We start from the raw sequence: 18,053 nt of genomic DNA, 5'->3' as shown, positions 1-18,053 counted from the left end.
GCGGCCCGGTTCATGGTCACGCCGGGGGAGAACCGCGCCATGACCACGACCACCGATTCCGCCGGCCGCAGCGACCTGGGCCAGAACGACCGCCTGGTCGGTCTGGTCAGGCTGGTGATCGGTCTGGCGCAGGGGATCGCCCTCTATCTGCTGGTCCGCGCCTCCGAGGGCGAGGGCGCCACCTGGTCCTCGCGCTTCCCCGAGACCTTCGGCCCGCTCGTCCTGGTCGCCCTCTTCCTGCCGCCGCCCCTTCTGGCCGGAGTCGGGCGGTTGCGCTGGCCGACCCTGGCGATCTGGGGCGCCGTCGCGGCGGCGGCCCTGGCCTTCCTCGCCTGGCATGATGTTGCGCGTCAGGCGGGCGACGCCGGCCGCCAGATGACCTTCCCCCTATTCGCCTTCTCGGCGGCGGCCCTGTTCATCGCCCACCATCTGATCGTCCCGGCCGATCGCGAGCGGAAGCCGATCGCTACCTTCCCCGCCTATTTCGACGCCGCCTGGATGGCGGGAGTGCAGCTGGTGCTGTCCATCGCCTTCGCGGGCGCCTTCTGGCTCCTGCTGTTCCTCGGCGCCGCCCTGTTCAACATCATCGGCCTCAGCTTCCTCGGCGACCTGATCGAGGAAGGCTGGTTCTCCCTGCCCCTGACCGGCCTCGCCTTCGCCACCGCCGTGCATCTGACCGACGTTCGCGACGGCCTGATCCGGGGCGTGCGCACCGTCGCCCTGATGCTGCTGTCCTGGCTGCTGCTGGTCCTGACGGTCCTGGTCGGAGGCTTCCTCGCCGCCCTGCCCTTCACGGGCCTCGACGGCCTGTGGGAGACCGGCAGCGCCACCGCCCTGGTCCTGTCGGCGGCGGGCGGCCTTATCATCCTCATCAACGCGGCGTATCAGGACGGCCGCGCCGACAACCTGCCGCCCGCCGTTCTGCGCATTGCCGTCCGCGTCGCCTCGGTTCTGCTGACGCCGCTGGTGCTGATCGCCTTCTGGGGTCTGTCGCTGCGTATCGGCCAGCACGGCCTGACGCCCGACCGGATCATCGCCGTCGCCTGCGCCCTGATCGGCGCCGCCTATGCGATCGGCTACGGCCTCGGCGCCCTGGTCCCCTTCGTCCGCAAGGGCTCGCCCTGGATGAAGGCGCTGGAGATGACCAATATCGTCACCGCCGTCCTCGAGGTCGCCGTCATCCTCGCCCTGTTCACCCCGCTGGCCGACCCCGCCCGACTGTCTGTCGGCGATCAGGTCGCCCGCCTGAACAGCGGCAAGGTCGCGCCGGACAAGTTCGACTACGCCTTCCTCCAGAACGGCAGCGGCAAGGCCGGACGCGCCGCCCTCGACCGTCTCGCCGACTCGGATGACGCCGACGTCGCCGCCCGCGCAAAGGAGGCCCAGGCCAACATCTTCACCGCCGACACCCCGGCCGACGAGGAATTCAAGCCGACGATCGCCACCCTCCCCGGCGCCCCCGCCCTGCCCGAGGTCTTCTTCCAGCCTGTTACGGACGACGACGCCCGTCGTGAATGCCGAGCGGAAGGCGACTGCCTGGCCACCGTCGGCGAAGCGATCGGCTTCGAACCGAACACCGTCCTTCTGGTCCAGTCCTACCGCGTCACCATCTATGGCGAGGACGCCGAGTTCGGGACCTACATCCCGCTCGGGACCTACGTCCCGGTCCGGTGCGGAGACGAGACGGCGGCTACGGACGCTCGCGACCTGCTGCGTCAGGGCAAGCTCAAGGCCGGCTACAACGACAACCTGCCCGACCTCGACACCGGCGGACAACGTCAGTCGCCCCTGTCGCCTGCCGCGCCGTTCGCCTGCCCGCCCGCCCGTTAACCCTGCGGACACCACGCCCTCTCACCCGATCTTCACCGCATCGGGGCTAAAACCGTCCCGAAACGAGCCAGTCCCGCTGTCACGAGGACCGGCCGATCGGTGATGAACAAGGGTGTCCGCAACCATGGCCAAGACCGTTCTGGTGGTCGATGACGATCCGACCCAGCGCCGCCTCGTCCAGGCGGTTCTGGATCGCGAAGGCTATATCGTCGCCCACGCCGAGAGCGGCGGCGAGGCCATCGACCGCCTGACCAAGGGCGGCGGCGCCGACGTCGTTCTGCTGGACCTCGTCATGCCGGGCATGAGCGGCATGGAGGCCCTGGCCGAGATCCGCACCGCCGGCGTCACCACCCCCGTCATCGTGCTGACCGCCAACGGCGGCATCGAGACCGTGGTCAAGGCCATGCAGGCCGGGGCCCAGGACTTCTTCATCAAGCCCGCCAGCCCGGAGCGTATCCTGGTCGGCATCCGCAATGCGCTCCAGCTGACCCAGCTGACCGCCGAGGTCGGCCGGCTGAAGAAGCACGTCGCCGGTCGAGTCACCTTCGCCGATCTGGTCGGCGACAGCCGCCCGATGCAGATGGTCAAACAGCTCGGCGCCCGCGCCGCCAAATCCTCCATCCCGGTCCTGATCACCGGCGAGAGCGGGGTGGGTAAAGAAGTCATCGCCCGCGCCCTGCACGGCGCCAGCGACCGCGCCGGCAAGCCGTTCGTGGCCGTCAACTGCGGCGCCCTGCCCGCCAACCTGGTCGAGTCGATCCTGTTCGGCCATGAGAAGGGCAGCTTCACCGGCGCTTCGGACAAGCATCTCGGCAAGTTCATGGAGGCCAACGGCGGCACCCTGTTCCTGGACGAGATCGGCGAACTGCCGCTGGACATGCAGGTCAAGCTGCTGCGCGCCCTGCAGGAGGGCGAGATCGACCCGGTGGGCTCGAAGCGCGCCGTCAAGGTCGACGTCCGCATCGTCTCGGCCACCAACCGCGACCTGTCGAGCGCCGTCGCCGAAGGCCGGTTCCGCGAGGACCTGTTCTATCGCCTGAACGTCTTCCCGATCGAGGCCCCGGCCCTGCGCGAACGCCGCGAGGACGTCCCGGCCCTGATCGACCACTTCATCGGCCGCTTCAACGTCGAGGAGGGCAAGCGGATCGCCGGCGCCTCGCCCGAGACCCTGGCCCTGCTCACCGCCTTCGACTGGCCCGGCAATGTACGCCAGCTGGAGAACACCATCTATCGCGCCATCGTCCTGGCCGACGCGCCCTTCCTTCAGCCGCACGACTTCCCGGCCATCTCGGGCGTCGCCATGCCGCTGGAGGCCGAGCCTTCGCAGCCCTCGGCGGCTGTGATGAACTACGCCGACCTGCCGCCCCTGCCCGATCAGCCGATCAGGATCCTCGACGAGCGCGGCCATCTGCGCACGCTCGAGGACATCGAGCGCGACCTGATCCAGCACGCGATCGAGGTCTACGCCGGCCATATGTCCGAGATCGCACGCCGCCTCGGCATCGGCCGCTCGACCCTGTACCGCAAGGTCCGCGAACAGGGTCTGGAAGGCATTCTCAAAGAGGCAGGGTGACCTTACGGCCACACCTTTCCATCTCGACGTAAGGTTGCAACAAAGCGCCACAATGGCGCCGCGACGGATCGTGATGACTTCGCCGTATAAGAAGGCCGTCGGATCGTTCGCGTCATTGCGCGTTTGAGTACCGGCGGGCGTCTCTCCCCACGCCTCGTTCGGATTGTTGCATGACCATCGCCGCCGCCCTGCTCTACGCCCTCGCCTCGGGCGCCATCCAGACTGCGCCGGTGGTCCAGACGGGAGGGCAACCGGCCGCGCAAGCGACGCTCCCCAACACTTCCCAGCCGACTCAGGACGACGATCAGGACCTCCCGACCGGCGCTCCCTCCGGTGACGAGGACATCGTCGAGGATGTCGTGGTCGATGGAACCCGCCTGCGCGGCGCTGTCGAGGGCGACATTCCGCCCGACCTGAGCCTGGACGCCGACCAGCTGCGCGCCTACGGCGCCTCCAACATCGCGGAATTGCTGACCGCACTGGAGCCCCTGACCCGCAGCTCGCGCAGCTCCTCGGGTCCTGTCGTCCTGCTGAACGGCCGGCGGACCTCGGGCTTCCAGGAGATCCGCAACATCCCGTTCGAGGCCATCGAACGCACCGACATCCTGCCCGAACAGGTCGCCCTGACCTATGGCTACACCGCCGATCAGCGGGTCGTGAACATCGTCCTGAAGGCCCAGTTCCGCCAGGCGACGGCCGAGGTCTCCAACCGCGCCCCCACCCAGGGCGGCCGCAACTCCACCGAGGTCGAGACCGGCTATTTCAGCATCGTCGACGGCACCCGCGTCAACGTCAGCCTGGAACACCTGCACGACACCGCCCTGTTCGAGTCAGAGCGCGACATCACCCGCGATCCGGGCTCCCAGCCGTTCGACCTGATCGGCAATGTCGCCGGCATTCCCTACGGGACACAGATCGATCCGGCCCTGGCGGCCGTGGTCGCGGCCAACCCCGGCGTCGCCAATCCGACGCTCGCCCAGTTCGCCGCCGGAGCCAACGCCCCGCGCACCGGAAACCTCAGCGACTACCGCACCCTTCTGCCGCGCGGCGACACGACGACGCTGAACGCCTCTATCGCGCGCGACCTGAACTCGACGACCAAGGGCACGGTCAGCCTGAACCTCGTCGACGCCTCCAGCTTCTCGATGGGCGGCCTGCCCGGCGTGACCCTGATCGCACCGGCCGGCCGCAATGGTTCGCCCTTCAGCCGCGACGTCGCCGTCTACCGCTATCTCGACGACGCCGGCGCCCTGACCCGCGATACCGACACCTCGACCGCCAATCTAGGCGTGCTTCTGGACGGCTTCATCGGCGACAACTGGCGCTGGACCCTGTCGGGAGCCTACGACCGGGTCGAGACCGACACCACGACCGGCCGCGGCCTCAGCGCGACGGCGGCCCAGGCGGCCGTCACCGCCGGGACCCTGAACCCTTTCGGCGCCCTGTCGCCCTCCAGCTTTACTCGCCTGGCCGACACGGCCAACTCGGTCGCCAGCGGCGGCAATGTCGAAGCGGTCTTCATGGGCGACCTGTTCGATGCGCCTGCCGGCGGTCTGAACTCGACCTTCAAGGTCGGCTTCGACACCCGCGACCTGACTTCTCAGAGCACCCTCTCGGGCATCTTCTCGGAGCGCGCCATCGGTCGTGACCGCGCCTATGGCACGGTCAACTTCTCCCTGCCGATCGCCAGCCGCCGCCAGGACGTACTGAGCCGTTTCGGCGATCTCTCGGTCACCGCCAACGCCGGTTATGACGAAGCCTCCGATATCGGCGGTCTGGTCACCCTCGGCGCCGCGGCCAACTGGTCGCCGATCGAGCCCCTGTCCTTCAGTGTCAGCTACAAGGACGAAGAGGGCGCCCCGACGATCCAGCAGCTGAACGACCCGACGATCTCGACGCCCAACAGTTCCGTATTCGACTTCCGCACCGGCCGGACGGTCCAGATCACCCGCGTCAGCGGCGGCAATCCGAACCTGAACCCCGAGGACCGTCAGGTCCTGGCTCTCGGCTTCAACCTCCGCCCGTGGTCGGAACGCGATTTCTCCGTCAGCTCCAACTACACCCGCACCATCGTCAACGACGCGATCATCGCCTTCCCGACGATCACCGCCGACCTCGAGGCCGCCCTGCCTGAACGGTTCACGCGCGACGCGGCCGGCAACCTGCTGGGCCTCGACGCCCGGCCGCTGAACTTCGCCCGCACCGAGCGGGCGGAGCTGCGCACCGGCTTCAACTTCTCGCGCGCCTTTGGCACGCCCACCCCGGCCGCGGCGATGGGCGCCGGCGGTCGCGGCGGCATGCCGGGCGGCGGCATGATGATGATGGGCGGCGGCCGTCCCGGTGGCGGCGCCGGGGGTCCGCCCCCGGGCGGCGGCCAGCAGTTCCGCATGGGCGGCGGCCCCGGCGGCGGCGGACGGGGCGGCGGCATGCAGCCGGGCCAGGGCCGTTTCAACCTCTCGATCTATCATACGGTCCGGTTCACCGACACGGTCAGCATCCGCGACAGCCTGCCGGAGCTGGACCTGCTGGATGGCGACGCCACCGGCGCGCGTGGCGGCACGTCCCGCAACGAGATCCAGGTCCAGGCCGGGGTCTTCCGCAACGGCTTCGGCTCGTTCCTGAACGCCAACTGGCGTCAATCGACCCGCGTCGACGGCGGCGCGGGCGGCTCGGACCTGGCCTTCAGCGACCAGACCACCGTCAACCTGAACGTCTTCGCCGACCTGTCCCAGCGCACCGCCTGGGTCGAGAAGTTCCCGATCCTGAAGGGCACGCGCCTCAACTTCGGCATCCAGAACCTGTTCGACACCCGCACCGAGGTGACATCCTCGACCGGCACGGTCCCGCTGAACTACCAGCCCGACTTCCTCGACCCCCAGGGCCGCGTCTTCTCGATCAGCCTTCGCAAGATCCTGTTCTAGGACGATCACCGCGCACCCCGGCGAAGGCCGGAGTGCGCGGTTTAGACCGGTCCGGTCGCATGTGGCGACTCCGGCCGGCCAACGACGCTCATCAGTTCAGCAAGAACCACGCGCGACGCCGAGCCGGGAGATTGACGCGGGGCATTACTACAATCTATTGCGCAATATATTGTAGTAATGAGGATCGAAAATGACGTTGCGCGTTTTTCTCTCGCTGATTGCGGTCGCTCTCCTGGCCCCCGGAACGGTCGCCGCGCAGACCCTTGATCGGGAGGCGCAGCGGGAAGTCGTCACCCACCTCACGACGGCGCTGCGGGAGAACTATGTCTTCCCCGACCGCATCCCGACGATAGCCGCCGAGCTGGACCGGCGGGTTCAGGCCGAGCCGATCGGCGGCGAACAATTCGCGGCCAGTCTCGCCCAGGGCCTGGTCAGGGCGAGCGACGATCTGCATTTCTCGGTGGCGTTCGATCCGGCCGAGGTGGTCGCCGATCGCCAGGCGAAAGCCGACGGCGAGGCAACCACCCAGGCCCAGCGCGACAGCGAGCGGGCCGCCAATTTCGGCTTTCGCGACGCTCGACGGCTCGACGGAGGCCTTGCCTACATCCGGTTCGACTTCTTCGCCGACCCGCAGGACGCCCAGGAAACGGCGGCTGGAGCCATGCGGTTCGCGGAAGGCGCCAAGGGGCTCATTTTCGACCTCCGCTACAACAACGGCGGCGTCCTGGAGATGGCGCAGTTCCTGATGAGCTACCTCTACCCCGCTGGCAAAGATCAGAAATTCTTCGATTATTTCTACGGCGAGAATGGGGTCCGCGTGGAGCGGAGCCAGTGGAGTCTGCCCGCCGTGCCCGGGCAAAGGTCGGCGGATATCCCGGTGGTGGTGCTGACTGGATCGACCTCCTTCTCCGCCGCCGAATGGATGGCGTTTTCCCTGCAGAAGCTCGGCCGTGCGACCGTGATCGGGGAGCAGACCTCCGGGGGCGCGCATCCGGTGACCCGCGTCCCGATCGACGACCGGTTCATGCTGCAGGTGCCGTTCGGTCAGATCCGGGATCCGGTCGACGGCCAGGATTTCGAGGGCGTCGGCGTGACCCCCGATCTCGTCGTCCCGGCCTCGGACGCCCTGTTTGCGGCGCAGAAATTCCTGCTGCAGAGCCGGGCGGACGCGGGCGACCCGGATGCGAAGTGGGCCTTGGTTCCTGTCGATTTCGCCGTCTCGGGTCAGACCGCGACAGGGACGGATCTGGATGACGCGGCTGGGGTTTACGAAGGGCGAAGCCTTGTTCGGACGCCGGCCGGTCTGGCCTACCATTGGCGCGATCGGTTCGTTCTGGCGCTTGAGCCGATCGGCAAGGATCTGTTTGCGGTCCAGGGAACGGATGACTACCGGTTCCGTCTGGTTCGGGAAGATGGTCGCGTGACCGGCCTGGAGCGCGTGTGGAAGTCTGGCGAGACCGCCACCTATCGTCGTCTGGATTGAGGGGCCCTTGGACATATGATCGAGTTGAACCGCACCTTTCTGGGGCGCCTCAGCGAGCAGTTGAGCGAACTGATCGAGCAACAGTCTGCCGAGGTGTTCCAGCGCGCCGGCATTGTCATTCCGGTCAAGTCCTCGTCCTTGCTGGGCGCCATCGCGACGCTCGGTCCTGTCTCTGTCGCCGGGCTCGTGCGGGCGCTGGACCGTTCACACCAGCTCATTCAACAGAAGATGCCGAAGTTGGTGACGCTGGGGCTGGTCAGCCGCCGGCCCGATCCCGACGACCAGCGCGTCATCCTGATCGAGCTGACGGACAGGGGGCGCGAACAACTGGCGTTGCTCGATAGTCTGGATGGGGAATTCGAACGCGCCTACGCCGAAATGGAAGAGCACGCCGGTCCCGTATTCGACGGAATCAGTCGTGCGATCACCGCCCTCAAAGCCCGCCCACTGATCGACCGCATGGTCGTCTGAGCGTCCGTGGCGAGTCGCAAACAGTCATCACCGAGCGGCGGGCCGGGATCCAGAAAGAGAATTTATTCTTATCTCCTCCTTGCGGCGGGTTGATCGCTTCCCCACCTGTCCGTCGGGTCTTTGACAATCAGTACCCCCGCGAGAGGGCGAAACGCCCGGCTCCCTGTCGAACGGACGAACAGGCGTAGCGTCAGCTTATTAAATCGAAACGACTTTTTCTTCGTTTCGTCCGTTTCGTCCGTTTCGTCCGCCAGTTTTCGTCCGGACGATCCGGACGTTCGGGTCATGATCCATCGGCCGGCGGCATCTTGCGTCCCCAGCGCCGCTTCGGCACCTCGCCGTTGGCCTTGGCCGTGATCTCCTTGAGCTTGCGCCCCTGCATCGACGACAGGGCCTGGCCCGGCGCGCCCTTTTCCGGATCGCCGAAGGCGCGGCCATAGGTCTTGATCCGCTCGGCGACGCCCTCGATGAACTCACCCTCCCATTCGGAAAGGGCGATGCCCGCCTTGTCGGCGGCGCGCTTGGCGCGTTTGAGGGCGTTCAGCGCCTTGCGACGCGCGGCCTCGCGCTCGGCCTCGAACGGGCTGGGCGGAGGCTTGTCCCTGGCCTGGAAACCTGACCCGGGCTTGAACCCGGTCGAGCGCTTGAGCGACCCCCCGGAACGGTCTTGAGAGGGGCCTTTCGGACCGCCCGAAAGGGGCGTCCGCTTCAGGATCAGATCTCGCCGAGCGCCGACAGATACAGGTCCAGGATCGCGTCCTCTTCCTGGCGCTTGGCCTTGTCCTGCTTCCTGATGCGGATGACCTTGCGGAGGATCTTGACGTCGTAGCCCTCGCCCTTGGCTTCGAGGAAGACCTCCTTCTGGTCGGCCATGATCGCGGCCTTGTCCTCTTCGAGGCGCTCGATCCGCTCGATGATGGTCCGCAGACGGCCCTGGGCCGTGGCGTTCAGGACGTCCGGCGAGGCGTCGAAAGTGGCGTCGTCGGCCATGGGAAGTCTCCGTGAATCAGACTGGCCGCCCTCAACGAGCCCAAGGGGCGGCAGGGCGACAAAGAAGAGCGGGACGCTAACCATGCGGGGGCGAAACGCTCAACCGCACGCACGAAAAAGGTCGCGGACAAAGTCCGCGACCTGTGGGTAGTTCTGGGCTCAGGCAGTTCGCGACGGCGTCGCGAGCGAGCGTCAGAAATCCTTTAGCCCTGCTTCGCCTTGAAGCGCGGGTCCGTCTTGTTGATCACGAAGACGACGCCCTTGCGGCGCACGACCTTGCAGTCGCGGTGGCGGGTCTTGAGCGACTTGAGCGAGCTGCGGACCTTCATGGTCTGAAATCCTTGGTGGCGCTGACGCTTGCCGCTCGGCGGCTCGCTGCTCAGCGCAGGCTAGGGGCAAATAGAAATAGAAAAGCCGCGCGGAAGCCCGGCGGCGGAGGCGTGCGTATAGCCAGACACCCCCCGGACGTCAACCCGAGTCGGCACTCCGGGTCAGTCCCCGATGAAGTCCTGGGCGAACTCGGGCTGATCGCCCTCATCGATCGGGTCTTCCTCCTCGGGTCCCGACCGCGACGGGTCCGGAACCTCGAAGCCGACCGGCAGCGACAGGTCCAGCAGGCCGGCGGCCTTCATCTCCGCCGCGCCCGGCAGATCATAAAGGCTGGCCAGTCCGAAATGCTCGAGGAACCGGTCCGCCGTCGCATAGGTCACCGGCCGTCCGGGCGTCCGTCGACGACCCCTCAGCCGCACGAACCCCATCTCCAGCAACAGGTCCAGGGTGCCCCGGGAGATCGAAACCCCCCGCACGCTCTCGATCTCGGCCCGGGTCACGGGCTGGTGGTAGGCGATGATGGCCAGGGTCTCCAGCGCCGCCTTGGACAGCCGGCGGGGCTCCTCCCGCTCCTCGGTCATCAGGAAGCCGAGGTCGCCCGCCGTGCGGAAGCTCCAGCGGTCGGCGACGCAGACCAGTTCCACCCCCCGCCCCTCATAACGCGCCCGCAGCCCCGCAATAGCCCGCCCCACCTCGGCGCCTTCGGGCAGCCTGCGGGCGATGTCGGAGGCCGACAGCGGCCCCGCCGCCGCGAACAACAGGGCCTCGACCCGCCGCTCGATCTCGCCCTCGTCGGGTGCGAACTGGATCCCGCTCATGGCGTCAGCTCCAGAGCCTGACCCTGCCCGCGCCGCTTCAGCCAGACCTCGTCAAAGGCCTTCTCCTGACGCACGTCCATCGCCCCTTCCTTGACCAGCTCCAGGCTGGCCGAAAGGGTCGAGGCGGTCAGGCTGGCCTGGCTCGGGCCCTCCCCGTCCCGCTGAGGCGCGACCCGCTCCAGCGGCGTCCAGTCGGACATGCGCGGCAGGATTTCCCTCAGCCAGTCCCGCGCCGCCTCCAGCGCATAGGCCTCGACCCGCTGGCCCGGATTATAGTGCCGCGCCTGCTCCCGCCGACGCTGCCCGACATAGGCCGCCATCAGTTCGTACAGGCTGGCGTCGATCCGGTCGGAGGGCACGATCACGGTCGCCTGCGGATCGCCCCGGGTGAACACGTCCCGCTTCAGTTGCGGCCGGGCCAGCAGGGCGTCCGAGGCCTTCCGCATCGCTTCCAGCTTCTGCAGGCGGAAGGCCAGGGCCGCGGCCATCTCCTCCGCCGGCGGTTCGTCGCCCTTGCCCTTCTCGGTCCGCGGCAGCAGCAGCCGCGACTTCAGATAGGCCAGCCACGACGCCATCACGAGGTAGTCGGCCGCCAGCGAGAAGTTCCGCCGCCGGGCCTCATGGACGAAGGCCAGATACTGTTCCGCCAGCTTCGTGATCGACAGCTTCAGCAGATCGACCTTCTGCGTCCGCGCCAAGGCCAGCAGAACATGCAGCGGCCCCTCATAACCGTCCAGATCGACCACGAGCACGTCGCGAGCATCGACCTCCTGCGCCGCCGTGAAATCCAGGTTTGGCTGGAAGGCGTCCGACATGATCTAGGCCTGCGCCTCGCCCACGTCCGGCCCCTTCGACGCGTCGAGCCTTCCCGCCAGCAGGGCGTCGAACCGGTCGCGCGCCTCCCGGACGTCCAGCGGTTCGGGCGTATGGACGATCCGGTCGAGCGCCGCCTGCGCCCGCCTTGCCGCCCCGCCCTTGAGCCGGTGCACGCCCTCGGCCACCTGACGCATCTCGGCCATGTCGCCGGTCCAGTGGATGACAAGGTCGCAGCCGGCCCTGAGGGATCTCTCAGCCCGCTCGGTCAGGCTCCCCGACAAGGCGTTCATGCAGAGGTCGTCGGACAGCAGCAGACCACCGAAGCCCAGATGCTCGCGGATCAGCTTGATCGCCTTCTTCGACTGGGTCGCCGGCCGCTTCCGGTCGATGGCCGTGAAGACAATGTGGGCCGTCATCCCGATGGGCATGTCGGACAGAGCTTTGAACGGGGCGAAATCCCAGGCGTCCAGGGCGTCGATGTCGGCATGAACGGTCGGAAGCTCCTTGTGGCTGTCGGCGAAGGCGCGGCCGTGGCCGGGCATATGCTTGATCACGGGAAGGACCCCTCCGGCCAGCAGGCCCTCCGCAACCGCCCTGCCCAGTTGGGCGACGGTCGCTGGATCCTTGGCATAGGCCCGGTCGCCGATGATGTCGTGGGCGCCCGGCGTCGGGACATCCAGCACCGGTGCGCAGTCGATGTTGATGCCGACGGCCTTCAGGTCATGCGCCATCAGCCGCCCGGCCAGTCGGGCCAGTTCGCGCGCCGCGAGCGGATCGTTCGTCGCTTTCAGATAGGCGTCGCCCGGCGGATATTTGCACCAGTGCGGCGGGCCAAGGCGCTGGACCCGGCCGCCCTCCTGATCGACCAGCACCGGCGCGTCCCAACCGACGCTGTCGCGCAGGTCGGAGGTCAGACGCAGGACCTGCTCCGGACTCTCCACGTTCCGGCGGAACAGGATGAAACCCCACGGCCGGACTTCGGCGAAGAAGGCGCGCTCCTCCGCGGTCAGGACGGGCCCCGAGCAGCCGTAGATGGCGGCGCTGTTCAACCCCCTATCGCACCAGGCAGTCGCCGCCGCCCGATTCGATGGCGGAGCAGAAAGCGCGGGCGTCTTCGCGGCTGAGGCCCGTGAAGGTGGTGCGATAGACGGTAGAGCCGTTCGACGCGGTGACTTCCTGCACCCGCTTGGTGGCGTTCCGGGCGAACTGGGGGAAGCGGGCGGCCACGGCGGCGTATTCCCGGTCGGCGATGGCCGTGGACGAGAAGGCGCCGATCTGGACCGCAGCGGCTCCGCCGGCGCCGTTGGCGACAGGCGCGGGAGTCGTGGCGGCGGGGGTTGTCGGACGAGCGGGCGCGGGCGTCGCGGGACGCACCGAAGGCGTGGCCTCGGCGGTCTCGATCGGACGCGGCGCGGGCCGGGGCAGCGGGGTCTCCGGTGGCGCAGTGAACTCGGGCGCGGCCGCCGTGTCCTCCGCCTGGTCGTAGAGACCGACCCCGGCTTCCGGATCGACGGGCTGAGCCTCGACCGGGGCCTCGACCTTCATTTGGGCGATGGGCGTGCCAACGGCGGGCGGCGCGTCGGTCGAGGAGCGCAAACCTGAGCGGTAGAACAGGACGACGGCGATGATCAGGACCAGCAGCACGCCGGCGCTCACGATCAGGGTGACGGGCGGTGCCTTGGCCGGCGGGCCACGTCGCGCATCGAAGCCGCCGCGGTTGAACGGCAGGTCGTCGTCCGTCGGCGGCGTATAGGCGCCGCGGTCGCGGGGGCGGTTGTCGTCGTCATAGGACATGGTCGTCGCCTTCTCGGGGACCGGTGCGCGAATCGACGCCCCGGGCTGACAGTCTAACCCCCGCAGCGCCTCTTTCGAATCACAGATCGAGAGCGAGGTCGAGGTTGAACAGCTTCCTGTGTTCCTCGATCGCATAGCGGTCGGTCATGCCGGCGATATAGTCGCACACGGCACGGGCTCGCTTGTGTTGATCCGAAGTCGCGGCGAGCACGCCCCATTCGGTCGGCATGACCTCCGGCTCGGCCATGAACAGCTGGAACATGTCGGCCAGGATACGCCGCGCCTGGCTGCGGGTGCGGTTGACCCGGTAGTGGCGGTACATCCGCTCGAACAGGAACTTGCGCAGGAGCCCCAGGTCGGCCTGCATAGCGTCGGAGAACTGGATCAGGGTCCGGCGAGCGGTGCGGACGTCTTCGACCGAGCCGATGCCGTCGTCGGCCAGCCGGCGCCCGGTCTCGGCCAGCACGTCTTCGACCATGACGCCGATCATGCGCCGCACGGCTTCCAGCCGGGTCATCCGCTCGTTCAGGTCGGGCCAGTCGCGACGCGTCTGATGCAGGACCGGGCCGATCAGGGGCACGTCGGCGAGGTCGGCGAGGGTGAAGAGGCCAGCCTGCACCCCGTCATCGACGTCGTGGTTGTTGTAGGCGATGTCGTCGGCGATGGCGGCGGACTGGGCCTCCAGCGAGGCGAAGCTGTCGAGCCGCAGATCCCAGCCCGGCGCGAAGTCGGCGATGGCGCGCCATGCGGGCTGATCCAGCATGTGCGCGACCGGGCCGTTGTGCTTGACCACCCCCTCAATGGTTTCCCAGGTCAGGTTCAGGCCGTCGAAGGCCGGATAGCGAGTCTCAAGCCGGGTCACGACACGGAAGGTCTGAACGTTGTGGTCGAAGCCGCCCCAAGGCTCCATCCGGCTCTGCAGTTCGTCCTCGCCGGCATGGCCGAAGGGCGGGTGGCCCAGGTCGTGGGCCAGGGCGACCGTCTCGGCCAGTTCGCCGTCCAGCCGCAGGGCGTGGGCCAGGGATCGGGCGATCTGGCTGACCTCCAGCGAATGGGTCAGGCGGGTGCGATAGTGGTCGCCCTCATGGGCCACGAAGACCTGGGTCTTGCCCTTCAGGCGGCGGAAGGCGGTGGTGTGGATGATCCGGTCGCGGTCGCGGGCGAAGGCGTTGCGGGTACGGCTCGGCGCCTCGGGAACCAGGCGTCCACGCGAGTTGGCGGCCAGTTCGGCATAGGGGGCGCGGGCGTCGGTCTGGCTCAAACGCGAGGACTTCTCATGGGCGGCCTTTGCGAACGGGCCCTTGCAGCCTCATATAGACAGGCATGACCACCGTCCAACCGGCCCCGCTTGAACTGAAGATCGCCCGGCGCTCGCCCGAGGGCATCGTGCTGGCCGAGAGCGCGGCCCGGCGACTGGCCCGGCTGGCGGAGGCCGAGGGCCACCCCGTCCTGTTGCGGGTAGCGGTCGACGGCGGCGGCTGTTCCGGCTTCCAGTACCGGATGGATCTGGTCGAGACGGGCGAGGCAGACGACCTGCGCATCGAGACCGACGGCCAGGCGGCGCTGGTGGACCCCATTTCCGTGCCGTTCCTGAAGGGCTCGGAGATCGTCTGGATCGATGAACTGGCGGGCGCCCAGTTCGTGATTCGCAACCCGAACGCGGCGACCAGCTGCGGCTGCGGCGTCAGCTTCTCGATCCTCTAGATCTGCAGCGTCTCCTGGAAGCGGACCGGGCGGCCGTGGGCCGCGCCGATCAGTTCGCCGTCGGACATGACGACCCGGCCGCGGACGATGGTCGCCATGGGCCAGCCCCTTGCCTCGAACCCGTCGAAAGGGGTCCAGCCGCAGCGGCTGGCCTGATCCTCGTGACGGATGGTTCGCGTCGCCTTCAGGTCGATCAGGGTCAGGTCGGCGTCCCAGCCTTCGGCCATCCGGCCCTTGTTCGCGATATTGAAGATACGCTGGGCGCCGGCCGAGGTCAGGTCGATGAACCGCTCCAGCGAAAGGCGGCCCTCGGCGACATGGGTCAGCATGACGGCCGCCAGGGTCTGGACGCCCGGCATGCCCGAGGGCGAGGCCGGATAGGGTTTGGCCTTCTCCTCCTTCGTATGGGGTGCGTGGTCTGAGCCGAGGACATCGACGACCCCCTGCTGGATGCCGCGCCACAGGCCCTCGATGTGGGGACGGTTGCGGATCGGCGGGTTCATCTGGGCGTAGCCCTTGAGCCGCGCATAGGCCTCGTCGCCGTCCAGGGTCAGGTGCTGGGGCGTGGTCTCGACCGAGGCGATGTCGCGGTGGTCGGCGAGGAATTCGATCTCCTCGGCCGTTGAGACGTGCAGGACGTGGATCCGCTTGCCGACCTCGCGCGCCAGCCGGACCAGCCGGCGGGTGGACATGATGGCGCTCTCGGCGTCGCGGACGTCGGTGTGGCTGGTCCAGTCGCCGGTGCGGGCCAGTTCGCGACGCTCGGCCAGACGGTACTCGTCCTCGGAGTGGAAGGTGGCGCGGCGGGAGACGTTGGAAAGGACCTCGCGCACCCCGTCGTCATCGGCGATCAGCAGGTCGCCGGTCGAGGCGCCCATGAAGACCTTGACCCCGCAGCAGCCGGGCAGGCGCTCCAGCTCGCCGAGGTGGGCCGCATTGCCGTGGGTGCCGCCGATGTAGAAGGCGTGATCGGTCCACATCCGGTCGCGGGCGCGGTTGAGCTTGTCCTCCAGCGTCGCCGGGTCGGTGGTGTTCGGATTGGTGTTCGGCATCTCGAACACGGCGACGACGCCGCCAAGGGCTGCGGCGCGGGAGCCGGTTTCCAGATCTTCCTTCCACTCCAGGCCCGGCTCGCGGAAGTGGACCTGTGTGTCGATGATGCCGGGAATGACCGTCAGGCCGGAGGCATCCACCACTTCGCCGGCCGAGGCCTGACCCAGGTCGCCGATGAAGGCGATCCTGCCGTCACGGACGCCGACATCGGCCATGCCGCGGCCGGAGTGGTTCGCGACCTCGCCGCCACGGACGATCAGGTCAAAGGTCTGGGTCATCGAGGCCGTCCGAAATTGGAGTCTGGATAGTCCACTGAGTCCCGTTCACCCGCCTTTCCGGACCCCGGAAAAACGGAGTCCAGATAGTCCACAGAGTCCGGTCCGGAGCGAACGCGTTCTCTATTATAGGTCAGGAATTTGGGGCGCCTCATTCGCAGGCGTCACTTTTTTCGCCAGCAGGCCGCGTGCGGCGCGCAGGACCCGGTCGGCGGGCAGGCCGAGCATGTGGTGGATGGCCTGGTTCAGACGCGGATCGACAGCCTTGAACTCCTCCAGCGAGCGCTCGCCGCGGATGGAGACTCCCTGCCAGGGGCCGACCAGACTGTCATCTGAAGGGCCGAAGACGCCGACTGTCGGGACACCTGCCGCCACCGCCAGTTGGGTCCAGAGCGAGTCGTTGCCGACATACAGAGAGGCGCGCGAAATCGCGGCGGCGGTCTGGATCCGGGTCAGCTTGCCCTGGAGTTCAATGACGCGGTTGCGCGGCACGGCAAGGCGGATGGTGTGGGCGGCGTCGCGGTCGGCGTCCTCGCCGAGGATCATCAGTCGGCCGCCCGCAAGCGGACCGCCTTCGGCCAGAAGCGGGCCCGCTACCTTGGCGAACCGTTCGGCGGGCCAGCGCTTGCCGATCCAGTCGGCGCCGGGACCGACCGCCAGCAGCGGGCCTGTGTCCGCGCCAATCAGGGCGTCGGCGGCGGCCAGTGTCTCCTCGCTGAAGAACAGGCGGGGCGCAGGGACGACGTCGAGTTGCAGGATGCGTGCCGCCTGTTCGACGGCATGCAGGCCGGGCAGGTCCGTACCGCGCACGGCCCGCCTCTGGCGACGCAGACGCTCGGAGAATTTTGTGCCGCGCATATCAACGACAAGACCCCATTTGGTCTCGCGCACCTGGTTCCACAGGGCGATCCAGTCCCAGCGGCCGGTCTTGTCCAGAACGATCAGGCGACGCAGACGCGGGGTGTCGGCGAACAGGGGGGCGGAGGCGGCGGAGCCGACGATGGTGAAGTCGGCGTGAGGCACGGCCTCGACGAGGTGCGCGAGCGCGCCGGAGGACAGAACTGCGGCTTCGGCGTCAGCCTCGGCGATGTAGAGAATGGGAAAGCGGGCAGTCATTGGCGCACCGTATACGGATTCTCTCGTGGCGGGTGTGAGGCGTTCCCCTCCCCTTTCTGGCCTTCGCGCCCTATCTGATGCGTATGACCGAACGCACCACCCGCCTCGACAGTCGCTCCTTGGTGAAGGTGAGCGGACCGGACGCGAAACCGTTCCTGCACAACCTGCTGACCCAGGACGTGGAGACGCTGGCGTCGGGCGCGCTGCGGTTCGGCGCCCTGCTGTCGCCGCCGGGGCGGTTGTTGTTCGACCTGTTCCTGTGGGGCGAGGAAGACGGCGTGGTGCTGGACGTCGCGGCGGAGAAGCGCGACGGCCTGATCCAGCGGCTGTCGATGTACAAACTCCGGGCCAGGGTCGAAGTCGCTGCGGACGACCGGCCTGTATCCGTCAGCTGGCCCGGCGTCGCCGAGGGCTTCATCGCCGACCCGCGCACGGAAGAGCTCGGCGGAAGGTCGATCGGCGAGCAGAAAGCGACCGCGACAGAGGACGACTGGAACGCGCACCGACTGGCGGTCGGAGTTCCCGATCCGACGCGAGATGTCGATGACGGCACCTATCCGATCGAGGCCAACTTCGACCTGCTCAACGGCATCGACTTCGCCAAGGGCTGTTTTGTTGGTCAGGAGACGACATCGCGCATGAAGCGGCGGGGCGAGATCAAGAAGCGGATGCTGCCGCTGACCTTCGACGGTCCGGCGCCGACGGTCGGGACGGAGGTGCTGAACGGCGAATTGCGTGCGGGAGAGATCCTGACCGGTCGCGACGGCGCGGCGATGGCCTTGGTGCGGCTGGATCGGCTGGACGGAAATCTGACGGTCGACGGCCGGCCGGCCACGATCAACCGTCCAGCTTACTGTCCAGCGTGACGTTCGTATTCAG

General features: G+C 68.0%; 17 protein-coding genes. 7 read left to right on the top strand and 10 right to left on the bottom strand.

What is annotated here, in order from left to right:
• Positions 1-39 precede the first annotated feature (39 nt).
• The 5 genes from ACW17Y_RS03290 to ACW17Y_RS03270 all read left to right on the top strand — a co-directional run bounded on the left by ACW17Y_RS03290 (position 40) and on the right by ACW17Y_RS03270 (position 8,278).
• The gene (locus ACW17Y_RS03290; RefSeq protein WP_492037359.1) at positions 40-1,830 is read left to right on the top strand and encodes a DUF4153 domain-containing protein; all 1,791 of its coding nucleotides are present in this window, start codon (positions 40-42) and stop codon (positions 1,828-1,830) included.
• 124 nt (positions 1,831-1,954) lie between these two features.
• Positions 1,955-3,403, top strand: coding sequence for a sigma-54-dependent transcriptional regulator (locus ACW17Y_RS03285; RefSeq protein WP_492037358.1), 1,449 nt, complete (start codon positions 1,955-1,957; stop codon positions 3,401-3,403).
• Between the two features lie 170 nt (positions 3,404-3,573).
• Entirely contained in the window at positions 3,574-6,324 is a 2,751-nt protein-coding gene (locus tag ACW17Y_RS03280; protein WP_492037357.1) for a TonB-dependent receptor, read from the top strand.
• A 190-nt stretch (positions 6,325-6,514) separates the two neighbouring features.
• Positions 6,515-7,807, top strand: coding sequence for a S41 family peptidase (locus tag ACW17Y_RS03275; RefSeq protein WP_492037356.1), 1,293 nt, complete (start codon positions 6,515-6,517; stop codon positions 7,805-7,807).
• 15 nt (positions 7,808-7,822) lie between these two features.
• Positions 7,823-8,278, top strand: coding sequence for a MarR family winged helix-turn-helix transcriptional regulator (locus ACW17Y_RS03270; protein WP_492037355.1), 456 nt, complete (start codon positions 7,823-7,825; stop codon positions 8,276-8,278).
• 283 nt (positions 8,279-8,561) lie between these two features.
• Here ACW17Y_RS03270 and ACW17Y_RS03265 read toward each other — a convergent pair whose 3' ends face one another.
• From ACW17Y_RS03265 to ACW17Y_RS03230, 8 genes are all read right to left on the bottom strand, one after another.
• On the bottom strand, positions 8,562-8,822 hold the full coding sequence (locus ACW17Y_RS03265) for a hypothetical protein (RefSeq protein WP_492038233.1): 261 nt from the start codon (positions 8,820-8,822) through the stop codon (positions 8,562-8,564).
• Between the two features lie 170 nt (positions 8,823-8,992).
• Positions 8,993-9,268, bottom strand: coding sequence for a nucleoid-associated protein GapR (gene gapR, locus ACW17Y_RS03260; protein ID WP_492037354.1), 276 nt, complete (start codon positions 9,266-9,268; stop codon positions 8,993-8,995).
• Positions 9,269-9,471: 203 nt separating this feature from the next.
• Positions 9,472-9,597: a type B 50S ribosomal protein L36 gene (ykgO, locus tag ACW17Y_RS03255; protein ID WP_008263184.1), complete on the bottom strand. Its 126-nt coding sequence runs from the start codon at positions 9,595-9,597 to the stop codon at positions 9,472-9,474.
• Positions 9,598-9,759: 162 nt separating this feature from the next.
• Positions 9,760-10,416: an SMC-Scp complex subunit ScpB gene (gene scpB, locus ACW17Y_RS03250; RefSeq protein ID WP_492037353.1), complete on the bottom strand. Its 657-nt coding sequence runs from the start codon at positions 10,414-10,416 to the stop codon at positions 9,760-9,762.
• Positions 10,413-11,231, bottom strand: coding sequence for a segregation and condensation protein A (locus ACW17Y_RS03245; RefSeq protein WP_492037352.1), 819 nt, complete (start codon positions 11,229-11,231; stop codon positions 10,413-10,415). Before ACW17Y_RS03245 ends, scpB begins: the two co-directional genes overlap by 4 nt.
• A gap of 3 nt (positions 11,232-11,234) precedes the next feature.
• Entirely contained in the window at positions 11,235-12,281 is a 1,047-nt protein-coding gene (gene nagZ / locus ACW17Y_RS03240; protein WP_492037351.1) for a beta-N-acetylhexosaminidase, read from the bottom strand.
• 4 nt (positions 12,282-12,285) lie between these two features.
• The gene (locus ACW17Y_RS03235) at positions 12,286-13,026 is read right to left on the bottom strand and encodes an SPOR domain-containing protein (protein ID WP_492037350.1); all 741 of its coding nucleotides are present in this window, start codon (positions 13,024-13,026) and stop codon (positions 12,286-12,288) included.
• A gap of 79 nt (positions 13,027-13,105) precedes the next feature.
• Complete coding sequence (locus ACW17Y_RS03230; RefSeq protein WP_492037349.1) at positions 13,106-14,287, bottom strand: deoxyguanosinetriphosphate triphosphohydrolase; 1,182 nt, start codon at positions 14,285-14,287, stop codon at positions 13,106-13,108.
• A gap of 62 nt (positions 14,288-14,349) precedes the next feature.
• Between ACW17Y_RS03230 and ACW17Y_RS03225 the strand changes: the two genes are divergently transcribed.
• Entirely contained in the window at positions 14,350-14,730 is a 381-nt protein-coding gene (locus tag ACW17Y_RS03225) for a HesB/IscA family protein (RefSeq protein WP_492037348.1), read from the top strand.
• On the opposite strand, the gene ACW17Y_RS03220 is transcribed toward ACW17Y_RS03225, so the two are convergent.
• Positions 14,727-16,061, bottom strand: a complete 1,335-nt coding sequence (locus ACW17Y_RS03220) for a dihydroorotase (RefSeq protein WP_492037347.1) — start codon at positions 16,059-16,061, stop codon at positions 14,727-14,729. The two genes, ACW17Y_RS03225 and ACW17Y_RS03220, sit on opposite strands and share 4 nt — an antisense overlap.
• 123 nt (positions 16,062-16,184) lie before the next feature.
• Positions 16,185-17,174, bottom strand: a complete 990-nt coding sequence (locus ACW17Y_RS03215; RefSeq protein ID WP_492037346.1) for a glycosyltransferase family 9 protein — start codon at positions 17,172-17,174, stop codon at positions 16,185-16,187.
• An 83-nt stretch (positions 17,175-17,257) separates the two neighbouring features.
• Between ACW17Y_RS03215 and ygfZ the strand changes: the two genes are divergently transcribed.
• Positions 17,258-18,040, top strand: a complete 783-nt coding sequence (gene ygfZ, locus ACW17Y_RS03210; protein ID WP_492037345.1) for a CAF17-like 4Fe-4S cluster assembly/insertion protein YgfZ — start codon at positions 17,258-17,260, stop codon at positions 18,038-18,040.
• Positions 18,041-18,053 lie beyond the last annotated feature (13 nt).

The sequence above is a fragment of the Brevundimonas sp. AVps7 genome (genome assembly GCF_058681545.1).
The sequence above is the reverse complement of the archived record's forward strand: the minus strand, read 5'-3'. Positions and strand labels throughout refer to the sequence as shown.

What these genes read in the sequence shown, in the direction of transcription:
- ACW17Y_RS03290 (WP_492037359.1), top strand. Translation starts at nt 40, where the DNA reads ATGACCACGACCACCGATTCCGCCGGCCGCAGCGACCTGGGCCAGAAC.
- ACW17Y_RS03285 (WP_492037358.1), top strand. Translation starts at nt 1,955, where the DNA reads ATGGCCAAGACCGTTCTGGTGGTCGATGACGATCCGACCCAGCGCCGC.
- ACW17Y_RS03280 (WP_492037357.1), top strand. Translation starts at nt 3,574, where the DNA reads ATGACCATCGCCGCCGCCCTGCTCTACGCCCTCGCCTCGGGCGCCATC.
- ACW17Y_RS03275 (WP_492037356.1), top strand. Translation starts at nt 6,515, where the DNA reads ATGACGTTGCGCGTTTTTCTCTCGCTGATTGCGGTCGCTCTCCTGGCC.
- ACW17Y_RS03270 (WP_492037355.1), top strand. Translation starts at nt 7,823, where the DNA reads ATGATCGAGTTGAACCGCACCTTTCTGGGGCGCCTCAGCGAGCAGTTG.
- gapR (WP_492037354.1), bottom strand. Translation starts at nt 9,268, where the DNA reads ATGGCCGACGACGCCACTTTCGACGCCTCGCCGGACGTCCTGAACGCC.
- ykgO (WP_008263184.1), bottom strand. Translation starts at nt 9,597, where the DNA reads ATGAAGGTCCGCAGCTCGCTCAAGTCGCTCAAGACCCGCCACCGCGAC.
- scpB (WP_492037353.1), bottom strand. Translation starts at nt 10,416, where the DNA reads ATGAGCGGGATCCAGTTCGCACCCGACGAGGGCGAGATCGAGCGGCGG.
- ACW17Y_RS03245 (WP_492037352.1), bottom strand. Translation starts at nt 11,231, where the DNA reads ATGTCGGACGCCTTCCAGCCAAACCTGGATTTCACGGCGGCGCAGGAG.
- ACW17Y_RS03235 (WP_492037350.1), bottom strand. Translation starts at nt 13,026, where the DNA reads ATGTCCTATGACGACGACAACCGCCCCCGCGACCGCGGCGCCTATACG.
- ACW17Y_RS03225 (WP_492037348.1), top strand. Translation starts at nt 14,350, where the DNA reads ATGACCACCGTCCAACCGGCCCCGCTTGAACTGAAGATCGCCCGGCGC.
- ACW17Y_RS03220 (WP_492037347.1), bottom strand. Translation starts at nt 16,061, where the DNA reads ATGACCCAGACCTTTGACCTGATCGTCCGTGGCGGCGAGGTCGCGAAC.
- ACW17Y_RS03215 (WP_492037346.1), bottom strand. Translation starts at nt 17,174, where the DNA reads ATGACTGCCCGCTTTCCCATTCTCTACATCGCCGAGGCTGACGCCGAA.
- ygfZ (WP_492037345.1), top strand. Translation starts at nt 17,258, where the DNA reads ATGACCGAACGCACCACCCGCCTCGACAGTCGCTCCTTGGTGAAGGTG.